Annotated in this window: 12 protein-coding genes and 1 other RNA gene; 9 read left to right on the top strand and 4 right to left on the bottom strand. The window is 65.1% G+C overall.

Annotated elements, in window-relative coordinates; all coding sequences use genetic code 11:
• Positions 1–130 precede the first annotated feature (130 nt).
• Complete coding sequence (locus DIE04_RS10050) at positions 131–484, top strand: DUF4148 domain-containing protein (RefSeq protein ID WP_059599002.1); 354 nt, start codon at positions 131–133, stop codon at positions 482–484.
• Between the two features lie 269 nt (positions 485–753).
• Here DIE04_RS10050 and ssrA read toward each other — a convergent pair.
• The 4 genes from ssrA to ompA form a co-directional block, all read right to left on the bottom strand.
• Positions 754–1,123: a transfer-messenger RNA gene (gene ssrA / locus DIE04_RS10045) on the bottom strand.
• Between the two features lie 17 nt (positions 1,124–1,140).
• Positions 1,141–1,857 (bottom strand): phosphoglycolate phosphatase, encoded by a 717-nt coding sequence (gene gph, locus DIE04_RS10040; RefSeq protein WP_124487822.1) that lies wholly within the window; start codon positions 1,855–1,857, stop codon positions 1,141–1,143.
• Between the two features lie 13 nt (positions 1,858–1,870).
• A complete protein-coding gene (gene ubiG, locus DIE04_RS10035) occupies positions 1,871–2,569 on the bottom strand; it encodes a bifunctional 2-polyprenyl-6-hydroxyphenol methylase/3-demethylubiquinol 3-O-methyltransferase UbiG (RefSeq protein ID WP_044844843.1) in 699 nt (232 codons plus the stop codon).
• A gap of 154 nt (positions 2,570–2,723) precedes the next feature.
• A complete protein-coding gene (gene ompA / locus DIE04_RS10030) occupies positions 2,724–3,395 on the bottom strand; it encodes an outer membrane protein OmpA (RefSeq protein ID WP_044844842.1) in 672 nt (223 codons plus the stop codon).
• Positions 3,396–3,931: 536 nt separating this feature from the next.
• On the opposite strand from ompA, the gene gyrA reads away from it, so the two are divergent.
• The 8 genes from gyrA (at position 3,932) to rpsA (ending at position 14,582) form a co-directional block, all read left to right on the top strand.
• Positions 3,932–6,535 carry a DNA gyrase subunit A gene (gene gyrA, locus DIE04_RS10025; RefSeq protein ID WP_044844841.1) on the top strand — a complete coding sequence of 868 codons (2,604 nt, stop codon included), beginning with the start codon at positions 3,932–3,934 and terminating at the stop codon, positions 6,533–6,535.
• 83 nt (positions 6,536–6,618) lie between these two features.
• Positions 6,619–7,218 (top strand): DUF2059 domain-containing protein, encoded by a 600-nt coding sequence (locus DIE04_RS10020; protein WP_044844860.1) that lies wholly within the window; start codon positions 6,619–6,621, stop codon positions 7,216–7,218.
• A gap of 172 nt (positions 7,219–7,390) precedes the next feature.
• Positions 7,391–8,473, top strand: coding sequence for a 3-phosphoserine/phosphohydroxythreonine transaminase (serC, locus tag DIE04_RS10015; protein WP_124487823.1), 1,083 nt, complete (start codon positions 7,391–7,393; stop codon positions 8,471–8,473).
• Between the two features lie 34 nt (positions 8,474–8,507).
• Positions 8,508–9,590: a prephenate dehydratase gene (gene pheA / locus DIE04_RS10010; protein ID WP_044844839.1), complete on the top strand. Its 1,083-nt coding sequence runs from the start codon at positions 8,508–8,510 to the stop codon at positions 9,588–9,590.
• Positions 9,591–9,776: 186 nt separating this feature from the next.
• Positions 9,777–10,703, top strand: a complete 927-nt coding sequence (locus DIE04_RS10005; protein WP_124487824.1) for a prephenate dehydrogenase/arogenate dehydrogenase family protein — start codon at positions 9,777–9,779, stop codon at positions 10,701–10,703.
• Positions 10,704–10,723: 20 nt separating this feature from the next.
• Entirely contained in the window at positions 10,724–12,028 is a 1,305-nt protein-coding gene (aroA, locus tag DIE04_RS10000; RefSeq protein ID WP_124487825.1) for a 3-phosphoshikimate 1-carboxyvinyltransferase, read from the top strand.
• A 12-nt stretch (positions 12,029–12,040) separates the two neighbouring features.
• Entirely contained in the window at positions 12,041–12,727 is a 687-nt protein-coding gene (gene cmk / locus DIE04_RS09995) for a (d)CMP kinase (RefSeq protein WP_124487826.1), read from the top strand.
• Positions 12,728–12,869: 142 nt separating this feature from the next.
• Positions 12,870–14,582, top strand: a complete 1,713-nt coding sequence (rpsA, locus tag DIE04_RS09990; protein WP_044844859.1) for a 30S ribosomal protein S1 — start codon at positions 12,870–12,872, stop codon at positions 14,580–14,582.
• Position 14,583 lies beyond the last annotated feature (1 nt).

Below are 14,583 nucleotides of genomic sequence, written 5' to 3'. Positions count from 1 at the left end.
ACCCGTAATCCAGGAAGGATGTCTTCCTGAAACCTGCCTTATTCTTAAGCATCCGCCTACATAAACTTCGGTTTGTCAGCGATGAACGGGTGTTCACCGCGAAATCAGACAAATCTGGAGGTAGGTCATCATGAAGTCGCTCGTTCAAGCCGTTGTCGTTGCTGCCGCTCTCGTTGCTCCGGTCGTTTCGTTTGCGCAGTCCGGCTCGGCACTCACCCGCGCACAGGTTCGCGCCGAACTGGTTCAGCTCCAGCAGGCCGGTTACAACACCGCCCGCGGCGAAGATCCGCACTATCCGGAAGCGATCCAGGCCGCAACCGCGCGTGTTGCAGAACAGCAGCGCAGCGCGTTGGCCCAGGCGCAAGGCGCCGACGCCAGCGGCTACGGCGCGCAGGTGCAGGGCGCATCGGCAGCGGGCTCGCGTGCGATCGGCGTGCGTCCGGCCAGCGCGGAAGAAATGAAGTCGCTGTATCGCGGCAGCTAAGCTGCGCATTGCCTGGCGGGGCCACGCGGCCGGTGCGACGATGCATCGCGTCCGGTCGCGGTGCCGGGCAGGGCGTCGTCCGCTGCGCTCGAGCGCAGCGCGGACGGCGCCGAACCTCCGTCACCTCCTGTCGCCGGCGTATCGGTGGCATTCCGCCTGGCCCGCTCGGGGCCGGGCGCTTTTTCGGAGGGCGCGGGAGGTGGGCGCACTGGCAACAAAAAACCCCGCAGACTCGCGTCGTGCGGGGTTCGTGCGTCAAGCGCGGAATTTGGTGGAGGCGGCGGGAATCGAACCCGCGTCCAGAAGCGCTCCACGACTAGTTCTACATGTTTAGTTCAGTCATTTGATTTAACCGCAGCGACGCGGACGAACACGCTGCACTACGGCGATTCGCTAGGTTTTCGACCCTGGCGTCGCGACGCCGACAGGGCTTAACTGACGTAAATGACCTCTGGCGGTATTGCTACCGGTCTTGCGACACTAGCCCGTCAGTGAACTAGGCAGAGGACGGCGGCCGTTAGGCTGCCAGTGCGAACGTATCGTCGTTTGCAGTTACGATTTTCCCATTGATTAACGAGGTGACGGGTCCTCGACATGCCCTAGCCGCTTCACAACCCCTGTCGAAACCAGGTCGCCCCCGCGGATAAGATCAAACATTATAGCCCAACATCGCGCAACAGTTCGCGCAGTTCCTGCGTCGAGCCGACGAGATGCTGCGCCTGCCAGTCGGCCGGCGCGGCGCCGTCGCCGCAGTAGCCATAGGCAGCCGCGACGGTTGCCATCCCTGCCGCGCTGCCGGCCTGGATGTCGCGAAGATCGTCGCCGACATAGACGATGCGCTCGGGCGCGAGCGTCATCTGTCCGGCCGCGTGCAGCAGCGGGGCCGGATGCGGTTTCGAGTGCGGCGTTGTGTCGCCCCCGACGATGCAGGCCGCGCGCGGCGCAAGGCCGAGCAGGTCGGCGAGCGGCGCGGTGAGGCGCATCGCCTTGTTCGTGACGATGCCCCAGCGCACGCCGCGCGCATCGAGTTCGTCGAGCACGTCGCCGATGCCGGGGAACAGCACGGTGTGCACGCAGATGTCCGTCGCGTAATTGGTCAGGAACTCGTCGCGCATCGCTTCGTAGCCGGCCGATTGCGGGCCGATGCCGAATGCGCCGCCGAGCAGGCCGCGCGCGCCGGCCGATGCCAGCGGCCGCAGCACGTCGAGCGACGTTTCGGGCAGGCCGCGCACGCGCTGCATCTTGTTGACGGCGGCGGCGAGATCGGGCGCCGTGTCGGCGAGCGTGCCGTCGAGGTCGAACAGCACGGCATCGCAGTGCAGCAGGCGCGGCTCGTCGAGTGCGGGCCGCCCGGTCGAAAGGGAAGTCGTCATGCCGGTCGGAAGGTCACGCGCCGCGGCGGCACGCGACGAGATAGTTGATGTCGGTATCGTTCGACAGCGCGAAGCGCTTGCCGATCGGGTGATAGGTAATGCCCTTGATCTCCACGATATGCAGATCGGTCCCGCGCACGAAGCTCGCCAGTTCCGACGGGCGGATGAAGCGCGCGTAGTCGTGGGTGCCCTTCGGCAGCATCTGCGCGATGTACTCCGCACCGATCACTGCGAACAGGTAGGACTTCAGGTTGCGGTTCAGCGTGGAGAAGAACACCCAGCCGCCCGGCTTCACGAGCGTCGCGCACGCGGCGACGACGCCGGCCGGCGACGGGACGTGCTCGAGCATTTCCATGCACGTGACGACGTCATAGGTGCCCGGCTCGCGTTCGGCAATCGCTTCGGCGGCGATCGCCTCGTAATCGACCGTGATGCCGCTTTCGAGGCTGTGCAGGTCGGCCACGCCGAGCGCTTCGGTCGACAGGTCGATGCCTTTCACCTGCGCGCCGAGTCCGGCCATCGATTCGGACAGGATGCCGCCGCCGCAGCCGATATCGAGCGCGCGCTTGCCGGCGAGGTGCGCATGCGAATCGATCCAGCCGAGCCGGACCGGGTTCAGGTCGTGCAGGGGCTTGAATTCGGCGTTCGGATCCCACCACCGATGGGCGAGGTCGCTGAATTTCTGGAGTTCGTGCGGATCGGCGTTGGTCATGTCGGCAAACGGGCTACGGAAGGAGGGCGGTGCTGCGGTTCGTCAGACCCGAGTATATAAGAAGCGGACGAGCGGCGAAGCGGCGAGCGCCCGGACGGGCATCAAAGAAAAAGCCCCGCCGGAGCGGGGCTTTGAAGCAGTCGAAAACCGCGGCTTACTGTGCCGGAACGGTCGTCTTCTGGACTTCTTGCGTACCGACCACTTCGACTTCCACGCGGCGGTCCGGTGCGAGGCAGGCGATCAGTTGCTTGCGGTTCTTCTGGTTGCAGCCCGTCGTGACCGGGTTGCGCTTGCCCTTGCCTTCCGTGTAGATCTTGTTGGCCGGGACACCCTTGCTGACCAGGTACGACTTGACGGCTTGCGCGCGGCGCAGCGACAGGCGGTCGTTGTACTTGTCCGAACCGATGCGGTCCGTGTAGCCCGTAGCGACGACCACTTCCGTGTTCATGCCCTGGATCTTCGAAGCCAGTTCGTCCAGCTTTTGCTTGCCCAGCGGCTTGAGCGTTGCCTTGTCGAAGTCGAACAGTGCGTCGGCTTGATACGTGATCTTCTGGCTCGTGATTGCCGGAGCGACCGGTGCGACCGGAGCCGGAGCCGGTGCCTGGGCGACCAGTGCGCCATCGCACTTCGCGTTGGCGGTGGCCGGCGTCCAGAACGCGTCACGCCAGCAGAGCTCGTTCGTGCCGTTCATCCACACCCATTCGCCCGTGCCGTTCACCCAGTTGTCGTTGACGGCTTGACGCGACGCCGGCACCGACTGTGCCGAAGCGGATGCAGCCATAACTGCGGTAGCTGCAATGAACGCGAGCTTTGAAAGTTTATTCATATTTCTCCTCTCGAAATTGAGATTACCGCAGGTTTACTGCGAGCCTGTTGACGGTGACAAGTCATACATTGCTCGAAGTATAACATTGGTGCGGCACAAAAAACGCGGCACCGCTCTGTGTAGACTTCGAGCAGCGTCTAACTTTCAGTGCGTTGGCATTTTGCCATATCGTTCCCTTCCTACGAAAAAAAATCCTCCCCACCCTAAGATCGCTTCAACTTTGTGGTGCATGCGCAACACCGGCCTGCCGTAACTTTTAGAGATTGTCAAGAGTGGGTCCGCGAAATTGCGCGAAAGGCCGCAAATGTTTACCCGCGTGCGCGACTCGGATCCGCGCGGCCCCCGAGCCGCCTGAAGGGGCGCGATCGCGGCCGGTTCGCGGTGCCGCTGCCGTGGTCGCGATTTTTGCTGTTTACATATAGAGGGGGTGGCGAATCGGCGGCTGATGGGCGCATGTTAGAATCTCGCGTTGCGTTGCGCATGCAGCGCCCACGCGAAAGGCGTTCGCCGTCTTCGCTCCGAAACGATACGGATACATGGATCAATTCGCCAAAGAGACCCTGCCCACCTCCCTAGAGGAGGAAATGCGCCGTTCGTATCTCGATTACGCGATGAGCGTGATCGTCGGACGTGCCCTTCCGGATGTCCGCGATGGCCTGAAACCCGTGCACCGGCGCGTATTGTTCGCGATGCACGAACTGAACAACGACTGGAACCGCGCGTACAAGAAATCGGCGCGTATCGTCGGTGACGTGATCGGTAAGTATCACCCTCACGGCGATACCGCGGTGTATGACACGATCGTGCGGATGGCGCAGGACTTCTCGCTGCGCTACATGCTGATCGACGGGCAGGGCAACTTCGGCTCGATCGACGGCGACAACGCCGCGGCGATGCGTTACACCGAAATTCGCATGGCGAAGATCGGTCACGAGCTGCTCGCCGACATCGACAAGGAAACGGTCGACTTCGAGCCGAACTACGACGGCAACGAGATGCAGCCGTCGGTCCTGCCGTCGCGCATCCCGAACCTGCTGATCAACGGCTCGTCGGGCATTGCGGTCGGCATGGCGACCAACATCCCGCCGCACAACCTGAACGAAGTCGTCGACGCGTGCCAGCACCTGCTGGGCAACCCGGAAGCGACGATCGACGAGCTGATCGAGATCATCCCGGCGCCGGACTTCCCGACGGCCGGCATCATCTACGGCGTCGCCGGCGTGCGCGACGGCTACCGCACCGGGCGCGGCCGCGTCGTGATGCGCGCGGCCACGCACTTCGAGGAGATCGACCGCGGCCAGCGGATGGCGATCATCGTCGACGAGCTGCCGTACCAGGTGAACAAGCGCTCGCTGCTCGAGCGCATTGCCGAGCTCGTCAACGAGAAGAAGCTCGAGGGCATCTCCGACATCCGCGACGAGTCCGACAAGAGCGGCATGCGCGTCGTGATCGAGCTGAAGCGCGGCGAAGTGCCCGAAGTGGTGCTGAACAACCTGTACAAGGCGACGCAGCTGCAGGACACGTTCGGCATGAACATGGTCGCGCTGGTCGATGGCCAGCCGAAACTGCTGAACCTGAAGGAAATCCTGCAGTGCTTCCTGTCGCATCGACGCGAAGTGCTGACGCGCCGCACGATCTACGAACTGCGCAAGGCCCGCGAACGCGGCCACGTGCTCGAAGGTCTCGCGGTCGCGCTCGCGAACATCGACGAGTTCATCGCGATCATCAAGGCCGCGCCGACGCCGCCGATCGCGAAGCAGGAACTGATGGCGAAGCCGTGGGATTCGTCGCTCGTGCGCGAGATGCTGACGCGCGCCGAGACCGAGAACGCATCCGCGGGCGGCCGCTCCGCGTACCGTCCGGAAGGCCTGAACCCGGCGTTCGGGATGCAGACCGACGGGCTGTACCGTCTGTCCGACACGCAGGCGCAGGAAATCCTGCAGATGCGTCTGCAGCGCCTGACCGGTCTCGAGCAGGACAAGATCATCGGCGAGTACCGCGAAGTGATGGCGCAGATCGCCGACCTGCTGGACATCCTCGCGCGCCCGGAGCGGATCACGACGATGATCGGCGAAGAGCTGACGTCGGTGAAGGCCGAATTCGGCGACGCGCGCCGCTCGAAGATCGAGCTGAACGCGACCGAGCTGAATACCGAAGACCTGATCACGCCGCAGGACATGGTCGTCACGATGTCGCACGCGGGCTACGTGAAGTCGCAGCCGCTGTCCGAGTATCGCGCGCAGAAGCGCGGCGGTCGCGGCAAGCAGGCGACGCAGATGAAGGAAGACGACTGGATCGAGACGCTGTTCATCGCGAACACGCACGATTACATCCTGTGCTTCTCGAACCGCGGCCGCGTGTACTGGGTCAAGGTCTATGAAGTGCCGCAAGGCTCGCGCAACTCGCGCGGCCGTCCGATCGTCAACATGTTCCCGCTGCAGGAAGGCGAGAAGATCAACGTCGTGCTGCCGGTCAAGGAGTTCTCGGCCGACAAGTTCGTGTTCATGGCGACGTCGCTCGGCACCGTGAAGAAGACGCCGCTCGAGGCATTCAGCCGCCCGATGAAGAAGGGCATCATCGCGGTCGGCCTCGACGAGGGCGATTACCTGATCGGCGCGTCGATCACCGACGGCGCGCACGACGTGATGCTGTTCTCTGACGCAGGCAAGGCCGTGCGCTTCGACGAGAACGACGTGCGCCCGATGGGCCGGGAAGCGCGCGGCGTGCGCGGCATGCAGCTCGAGGACGGGCAGCAGGTCATCGCGCTGCTGGTTGCCGGCAGCGAGGAGCAGACCGTGCTCACCGCGACCGAAAACGGCTACGGCAAGCGCACGCCGATCACCGAGTACACGCGTCACGGCCGCGGCACGAAGGGGATGATCGCGATCCAGACGTCCGAGCGCAACGGCAAGGTCGTCGCCGCGACGCTCGTCGACGCCGAGGATCAGATCATGCTGATCACGACCGCCGGCGTGTTGATCCGGACGCGTGTGTCCGAGATTCGCGAAATGGGGCGCGCCACGCAAGGTGTTACACTCATCAGTCTCGATGAGGGTACCAAGCTCTCCGGCCTGCAGCAGATCGCGGAAGCCGAAGAGGGCGATGGCGAGGCCGACGAGGCGTCGGACGGCGAAGCCTGAAGAACGGATGAGACTCGAGCCGCCGCGGGCGAAAAGCGCCGCGGTCGGCGAGCAACCATTCATATTTCCAAAAGGGAGTGATGATGCAAAAGCAATTCAAGCAACTGGTTCTGCTGGCTGCACTGGTGCCGACGTTCGCGATGGCGCAAGCGCTGTCGAATTCCGCACCGGCTGCGACCGCGGCAGCTGCGCCGATCGACGCCGACAAGAAGGCAGCGATCAAGGATCTGCTCGACGCGATCGACGCGCCGAAGCTCGTGTCGGCTATCGGCAACAGCGCCGAGATGCAGGCAAAGCAGCTCGTGCCGGCGATCCTGTCGGACGCGCTGTCGGAAAACAAGTCGCTGAACGACAAGCAGAAGCAGGCTGCCGTGCCGACGCTGCAGAAGAACGCAGTGCCGAAGCTGGTTGACGGCGCGGGCAAGGTGTTCGGCTCGCAGCAGTTCCAGAACGATGCGATGTCGGCTCAGTACGACGCCTATGCGAAGTACTACAGCACGTCGGAGATCAAGGATCTGACGACGTTCTACAAGAGCCCGACGGGCCGCAAGTTCATCCAGGTTCAGGATCAGGTCGGCCGCGACGTGGTCAACGGCCTGATGCAGAAGTACATGCCGCAAGCGATCCAGGCGACGCGCGCGCAGGCTGACAAGGAAGTCGCGGCAGTCAAGCCGGGCAAGTAAGCTGTCCGGGCACGCCGCCCGGCCGTCCGGCCGGGTTTGGCGGGAGCCTGATGACAGTGCGATAATGGCCGTTTGCGCGCGAGCGCAAGCGGCCATTTCTTTTCAGGCGCGGTTCTTTCTGCCGGCGGCAAGCCGGTCGCAAGCCGGTCGCGTCCCTCCCGAGGTTTTCACGATGCGCGTCTTTAATTTCTCCGCCGGTCCTGCGGCGCTCCCCGAGGAAGTGCTGCGGCAGGCCGCCGACGAAATGCTCGACTGGCACGGCAGCGGCATGAGCGTGATGGAGATGAGCCATCGCGGCAAGGAATTCATGTCGATCCACGAGGCGGCGCTGACCGACCTGCGCGAACTGCTCGATGTGCCGGCCAGCCACCGGATCCTGTTCCTGCAGGGCGGCGGCATCGGCGCGAACGCGACCGTGCCGATGAACCTGCTCGGCTCGCGCAAGACCGCCGACTTCGTCGTGACGGGCTCGTGGTCGCAGAAGTCGTTCAACGAAGCGAAGAAATACGGCACGCCGCATCTGGCCGCCTCCGGCAAGACGGCCGACGGTTTCACGCGCGCGCCTGCCCGTGCCGAGTGGCAGCTGTCGGACGATCCGGCCTACGTGCATCTGTGCACGAACGAGACGATCGACGGCGTCGAGACGTTCGAGATTCCCGACCTCGGCGACGTGCCGCTCGTCGCCGATGTCTCGTCGCACATCCTGTCGCGCCCGATGGACGTCGCGAAGTACGGCGTGCTGTTCGGCGGCGCGCAGAAGAACATCGGGATAGCCGGCGTGACGGTCGTGATCGTGCGCGAGGATCTGCTCGATCGCGCGCTGTCGATCTGCCCGTCCGCATTCGAATGGAAAACCGTCGCCGAGAACAACTCGCTGTACAACACGCCGCCCACCTATGCGATCTACGTCGCGGGCCTCGTGTTCCAGTGGCTGAAGCGGCAGGGCGGCCTCGAGGCGATCGAGGCCCGCAATATCGAGAAGGCGAAGCTGCTCTACGACACGATCGATGCGAGCAGCTTCTATCTGAACAAGGTCGAGCCGGCGGCGCGTTCGCGGATGAACGTGCCCTTTTTCCTGGCCGACGAAACGCGCAATGAAGACTTCCTTGCCGGCGCAAAGGCGCGCGGGTTGCTGCAGCTGAAGGGCCACAAGTCCGTCGGCGGCATGCGGGCGTCGATCTACAACGCGGTGCCGCTCGAGGGCGTGCAAGCGCTCGTCGAGTACATGAAGGACTTCGAACGGCGCGGCGCCTGAGCGCAGCGCTGTTCAAACAGCACGGCAACTACGCATGGACGACGAACTGAATTCCCGCCTGAAACCGCTGCGCGACCGCATCGACGCGATCGACGCGCAGCTGATCGCGCTCCTCAACCAGCGCGCCGCGGTGGCGCTCGAGGTGGGCGAGGTCAAGAAGCACTTCAATGCGCCGGTGTTCCGGCCGGAACGCGAACTGCAGGTGATCGCGCGCCTGCAGGACATGAGCGCGGGGCCGCTCGCGAGCGAGCACATCAGCGCCATCTGGCGCGAGATCATGGCCGCGAGCCGCGCGCTCGAGCAGACGATCCACGTCGCGTTCCTCGGGCCGGTCGGCACGTACAGCGAACAGGCGATGTTCGAGTATTTCGGCCAGTCGATCGAAGGGCTGCCGTGTCCGTCGATCGACGAGGTGTTCCGCTCGGTCGAGGCGGGCGCGTCCGCATTCGGCATCGCGCCGGTCGAGAATTCGACCGAAGGCGCGGTGTCGCGCACGCTCGACCTGCTGCTGCAGACGCAGTTGCTGATCAGCGGCGAACTCGCGCTGCCGATCCATCACAACCTGCTCACGCAGAGCGGCACGCTCGACGGCGTGAAGCGCGTCTGCGCGCATGCGCAGGCACTCGCGCAATGCCAGCAGTGGCTCGCCGCGAACGCACCGCAGCTCGAGCGGCAAGCAGTGTCGAGCAACGCGGAGGCCGCGCGTCTCGCGGCGGCCGACCCGAGCGTCGCGGCGATCGCGGGCGACCGCGCGGCCGCGCACTACGGGCTGCAGATCGCGTTCTCGCTGATCCAGGACGATCCGCACAACCGCACGCGCTTCGTGATCATCGGCAAGCAGCCGGCCGGACCGAGCGGTCACGACCAGACCTCGCTGATCGTGTCGGTGAAGAACGAGCCGGGCGCGGTGTTCAAGCTGCTCGAACCGCTCGCGCGGCACGGGGTGTCGATGACCCGCTTCGAATCGCGCCCGGCGCGCGTCGGCACGTGGGAGTATTACTTCTACATCGACATCGAAGGGCACCGGGACGAGCCAGCCGTGGCCGCCGCGCTCGCGGAGCTCGGCCAGAAGGCCGCGTTCCTGAAGGTACTCGGTTCGTATCCGCGCGCGCGCTGACGCGCAGCGGCCCGTCGCCTGCACCGCGCAGGCGGCGCGGCGAAGCGGGCAGGGCAGGCCGGGCGGCGCTGCCCAAGGCGGGCTCGGGAGGTATCCGGTGCAGGTCGTGCCGGGTGCGGGCCCGTTGCCCGGAATCTGGACTTCCGCGCGCGGGCATCGTTCCGCGCGCGTCACTTGGCTCTTGTCGTGTCAGGCTTTGCATTCAACAAACTGGTCATCTTCGGCGTCGGCCTGATCGGCGGATCGCTGGCGCGCGCGCTGCGCGAGCGCGCACCGGGCGGCGCGGGCGAAGTCGTCGGCGTCGGCCGTTCCCGTGCGTCAGTCGAGCGCGCGCTCGCGCTCGGCGTGATCGATCGCGCGGCGGCGCTCGACGACGATGCGCAACTGCGCGACGCGCTTGCCGGCGCCGATCTCGTGCTGCTGGCCGCGCCCGTCGCGCAAACGGGCCCGTTGCTCGCGCGCATCGCGCCGTGGCTCGAGGCCGCGACGCTCGTCACCGACGCGGGCAGCACCAAGTCCGATGTCGTCGCGGCGGCGCGCGAGGTGCTCGGTGCGCGGATCGCGCAATTCGTGCCGGGCCACCCGATCGCCGGGCGCGAGTCGAGCGGTGTCGAGGCCGCGCTGCCGGATCTGTACGTCGGCCGCAACGTCGTGCTGTGCCCGCTGCCGGAGAACGCACCCGACGCGGTCGCGCGGATCGACGCGATGTGGCGGGCGACCGGCGCCGACGTGCGCACGATGAGCACGGCGCAGCACGATCGCGTGTTCGCGTCGATCAGCCATCTGCCGCACGTGCTGTCGTTCGCGCTCGTCGAGCAGATCCTCGGCGAGACGGATGCCGAACTGAAATTCTCGTATGCGGCGGGCGGCTTCCGCGACTTCACGCGGATCGCGGCGTCGAGCCCGGAAATGTGGCGCGACGTGTGTGTCGCGAATCGCGCGGCGCTGCTCGACGAGCTCGACGGCTACACGCGCGTGCTCGCCCGGCTGCGTGCGGCGATCGACGCCGGCGACGGCGCGGCGCTCGAAGCCGTGTTCACGCGCTCGCGCGCGGCCCGCAAGGCATGGCAGGAACGCGGCGCTCAGCCCGCTGCCGAACCGGTCAAGAAATAACAGGAAACAGGACGATTCCCATGGACTATCTCGATCTCGGCCCGTATTCCAGTGCGTCGGGCACCGTGCGCCTGCCCGGCTCGAAGAGCATCTCGAACCGTGTGCTGCTGCTTGCGGCGCTTGCCGAAGGCGATACGACGATCACCAACCTGCTGGATTCCGACGACACCCGCGTGATGCTCGATGCACTCGGCAAGCTCGGCGTGAAGCTCGCGCGCGAGGGCGACACCTGTGTCGTCACCGGCACGCGCGGCGCGTTCACCGCGAAGACCGCCGACCTGTTCCTCGGCAACGCGGGCACCGCGGTGCGACCGTTGACGGCGGCGCTCGCGGTCAATGGCGGCGACTATCGCGTGCATGGCGTGCCGCGCATGCACGAGCGGCCGATCGGCGATCTCGTCGACGGCCTGCGGCAGATCGGCGCGCAGATCGACTACGAGCAGAACGACGGTTTTCCGCCGCTTCGGATCAAGCCTGCGGCGATCGCGGTCGACGCGCCGATCCGCGTGCGCGGCGACGTGTCGAGCCAGTTTCTCACCGCGCTGCTGATGACGCTGCCGCTCGTGAAGGCGAAGGACGGCAGGATCGTCGTCGAAGTCGACGGCGAACTGATCTCGAAGCCGTACATCGACATCACGATCCGGCTGATGGAGCGCTTCGGCGTGACCATCGAGCGCGACGGCTGGCAGCGCTTCGTCGTGCCGGCCGGCGTCCGCTACCGTTCGCCGGGGCGCATCATGGTCGAGGGCGATGCGTCGTCGGCCTCGTATTTCCTCGCGGCCGGCGCGCTCGGCGGCGGCCCGCTGCGCGTCGAGGGCGTAGGGCGCGCGAGCATCCAGGGCGACGTCGGCTTTGCGAATGCGCTGATGCAGATGGGCGCGAACGTATCGATGGGCGACGACTGGATCGAGGTGCGCGGCATCGGCCACGACCATGGCAAGCTCGAGCCGATCGACATGGACTTCAACCTGATTCCCGACGCGGCGATGACCATCGCGGTCGCGGCGCTGTTCGCGAGCGGCACGAGCACGCTGCGCAACATCGCGAGCTGGCGCGTGAAGGAAACCGACCGCATCGCCGCGATGGCGACCGAGTTGCGCAAGGTCGGCGCAATCGTCGAGGAAGGCCCCGACTATCTGGTCGTCACGCCGCCGCAACAACTCACGCCGAACGCCGCGATCGACACGTACGACGATCACCGGATGGCGATGTGCTTCTCGCTCGTCAGTCTGGGCGGCGTGCCCGTGCGAATCAACGATCCGAAGTGCGTCGGCAAGACGTTCCCCGACTATTTCGACCGCTTCGCCGCGCTCGCCAAGGCCTGACCCACCGTACCGATGAAATCCACCCGACCCTTTCACCCGACCCCCGTCATCACGATCGACGGTCCGACCGCTTCCGGCAAGGGGACCGTCGCCGCGCTCGTCGCCGCGCATCTCGGCTTCCACCTGCTCGACAGCGGCGCGCTGTATCGTCTCGCCGCGCTCGCGAGCGTACGCTACGGCATCGCGGCGGAGGACATCGACGCGCTCGTGAAGCTGATCGACGATCTTCACATCACGTTTCGCGAAGGCTGCGCGCAGCTCGACGGCGTCGACGTGTCGAACGACATCCGCGCCGAAGCGGTCGGCAACCGCGCGTCGGCGATTGCCGTGCACGGGCCGGTGCGTACCGCGCTGGTCGCGCGCCAGCGCGCATTCCGCAAGACGCCGGGCCTCGTCGCCGACGGGCGCGACATGGGCACCGTGATCTTCCCGGACGCCGTGCTGAAGGTGTTTCTGACGGCCAGCGCCGAGGCGCGCGCGGCCAGACGGCATAAGCAATTGATGCAAAAAGGTTTTTCTGCTAATATAGATGACTTGCTCCGGGATCTTCGTGAACGTGACGCGCGCGACAGCAATCGCGCCGCCGCGCCGCTGAGGCCCGCGGCAGATGCCAAGCTGCTCGATACGTCGGCGCTTTCGGTCGATGAAGCGGTCGACCAGGTGCTGCAGTGGTACCGGGCGCTCGGCCAGCCCGCCTGAGAAGGCGGGCGGCAGTAGGTGCGTCGCGCGGGCAGCGCGGAGCGTGTTTCGAACCCTTAACCCCGTATGGACCTCGATCTGGCCCTTTCAGCCTGCCATTCCGGCCGGCGTGGCACAGCGAGCCATGCACAATCAGATTTTTATGTCCGACCTGCAAACCTCCACCCCGAATACCGAATCCTTTGCGGCTCTGTTCGAAGAGTCGCTGACCCGTCAAGACATGCGCGCCGGCGAAGTGATTTCCGCCGAAGTCGTGCGCGTCGACCACAACTTCGTGGTCGTCAATGCAGGCCTGAAGTCCGAGGCTTACATTCCGATCGAGGAATTCCTGAACGATCAGGGCGAGGTTGAGGTGCAGTCGGGCGATTTCGTGTCCGTCGCGATCGACGCACTCGAAAACGGCTACGGCGACACGATCCTGTCGCGCGACAAGGCGAAGCGCCTTGCATCGTGGCTGTCGCTGGAAAAGGCCCTCGACAACAACGAACTCGTCACCGGCACGATCACCGGCAAGGTGAAGGGCGGCATGACCGTGATGGTCAACGGCATCCGCGCGTTCCTGCCGGGTTCGCTGGTCGACACGCGTCCGGTCAAGGACACGACCCCGTACGAAGGCAAGACGCTCGAGTTCCGCGTGATCAAGCTCGATCGCAAGCGTAACAACGTCGTGCTGTCGCGTCGTGCAGTGATCGAAGCAACGCAAGGCGAAGAGCGCGCGAAGCTGCTCGAGACGCTGAAGGAAGGCGCGATCGTCAACGGCGTGGTCAAGAACATCACCGACTACGGCGCGTTCGTCGACCTCGGCGGCATCGACGGCCTGCTGCACATCACCGACATCGCATGGCGTCGCGTGCGTCACCCGAGCGAAGTCCTGTCGGTTGGCCAGGAAGTCACCGCGAAGATCCTCAAGTTCGACCAAGAGAAGAACCGCGTCTCGCTGGGCATCAAGCAACTGGGCGACGATCCGTGGGAAGGCATCTCGCGCCGTTACCCGTCGGGCACGCGCCTGTTCGGCAAGGTCACGAACATCACCGACTACGGCGCATTCGTCGAAGTGGAATCGGGCATCGAAGGCCTCGTCCACGTGTCGGAAATGGACTGGACCAACAAGAACGTTGCACCGTCGAAGGTTGTCCAGCTGGGCGACGAAGTCGAAGTCATGGTCCTCGAGATCGACGAAGACCGTCGTCGTATCAGCCTCGGCATGAAGCAGTGCAAGCCGAATCCGTGGGATGACTTCAGCCGCAACTTCAAGAAGGGCGACAAGATCACGGGCGCAATCAAGTCGATCACCGACTTCGGCGTGTTCATCGGTCTGCCGGGCGGCATCGACGGCCTGGTCCACCTGTCGGACCTGTCGTGGAGCGAAGCCGGCGAAGAAGCCGTTCGCAAGTACAAGAAGGGCGACGAAGTCGAAGCGATCGTGCTCGGTATCGACGTCGAGAAGGAGCGTATTTCGCTCGGCATCAAGCAGCTCGAAGGCGACCCGTTCAGCAACTACGTTGCAATGAACGACAAGGGTTCGATCGTCGACGGCGTGGTGAAGTCGGTCGATGCGAAGGGCGCTGTCATCACGCTGACGGGCGACATCGAAGGCTACCTGCGTGCATCGGAAATCTCGCAGGATCGCGTCGAAGACGCACGCAACGTGCTGAAGGAAGGCGACAAGGTCAACGCGATGGTGATCAACATCGATCGCAAGTCGCGTGGCATCAACCTGTCGATCAAGGCGAAGGATTCGGCTGAACAACAGGAAGCGATCCGCGGCCTGCAGTCGGACACCAGCGCTGCTGCGACCGGTACGACCAACCTCGGCGCGCTGCTGAAGGCGAAGCTCGACGGCCAGAACCAGTAAG

The sequence above is a fragment of the Burkholderia sp. Bp8994 genome, assembly GCF_003853805.1.
GTDB lineage: Bacteria > Pseudomonadota > Gammaproteobacteria > Burkholderiales > Burkholderiaceae > Burkholderia.
The sequence above is the reverse complement of the archived record's forward strand: the minus strand, read 5'-3'. Positions and strand labels throughout refer to the sequence as shown.

Coding starts and splice junctions, on each gene's coding strand:
- DIE04_RS10050 (WP_059599002.1), top strand. CDS start 131: ATGAAGTCGCTCGTTCAAGCCGTTGTCGTTGCTGCCGCTCTCGTTGCT.
- gph (WP_124487822.1), bottom strand. CDS start 1,857: ATGACGACTTCCCTTTCGACCGGGCGGCCCGCACTCGACGAGCCGCGC.
- ubiG (WP_044844843.1), bottom strand. CDS start 2,569: ATGACCAACGCCGATCCGCACGAACTCCAGAAATTCAGCGACCTCGCC.
- ompA (WP_044844842.1), bottom strand. CDS start 3,395: ATGAATAAACTTTCAAAGCTCGCGTTCATTGCAGCTACCGCAGTTATG.
- gyrA (WP_044844841.1), top strand. CDS start 3,932: ATGGATCAATTCGCCAAAGAGACCCTGCCCACCTCCCTAGAGGAGGAA.
- DIE04_RS10020 (WP_044844860.1), top strand. CDS start 6,619: ATGCAAAAGCAATTCAAGCAACTGGTTCTGCTGGCTGCACTGGTGCCG.
- serC (WP_124487823.1), top strand. CDS start 7,391: ATGCGCGTCTTTAATTTCTCCGCCGGTCCTGCGGCGCTCCCCGAGGAA.
- pheA (WP_044844839.1), top strand. CDS start 8,508: ATGGACGACGAACTGAATTCCCGCCTGAAACCGCTGCGCGACCGCATC.
- aroA (WP_124487825.1), top strand. CDS start 10,724: ATGGACTATCTCGATCTCGGCCCGTATTCCAGTGCGTCGGGCACCGTG.
- cmk (WP_124487826.1), top strand. CDS start 12,041: ATGAAATCCACCCGACCCTTTCACCCGACCCCCGTCATCACGATCGAC.
- rpsA (WP_044844859.1), top strand. CDS start 12,870: ATGTCCGACCTGCAAACCTCCACCCCGAATACCGAATCCTTTGCGGCT.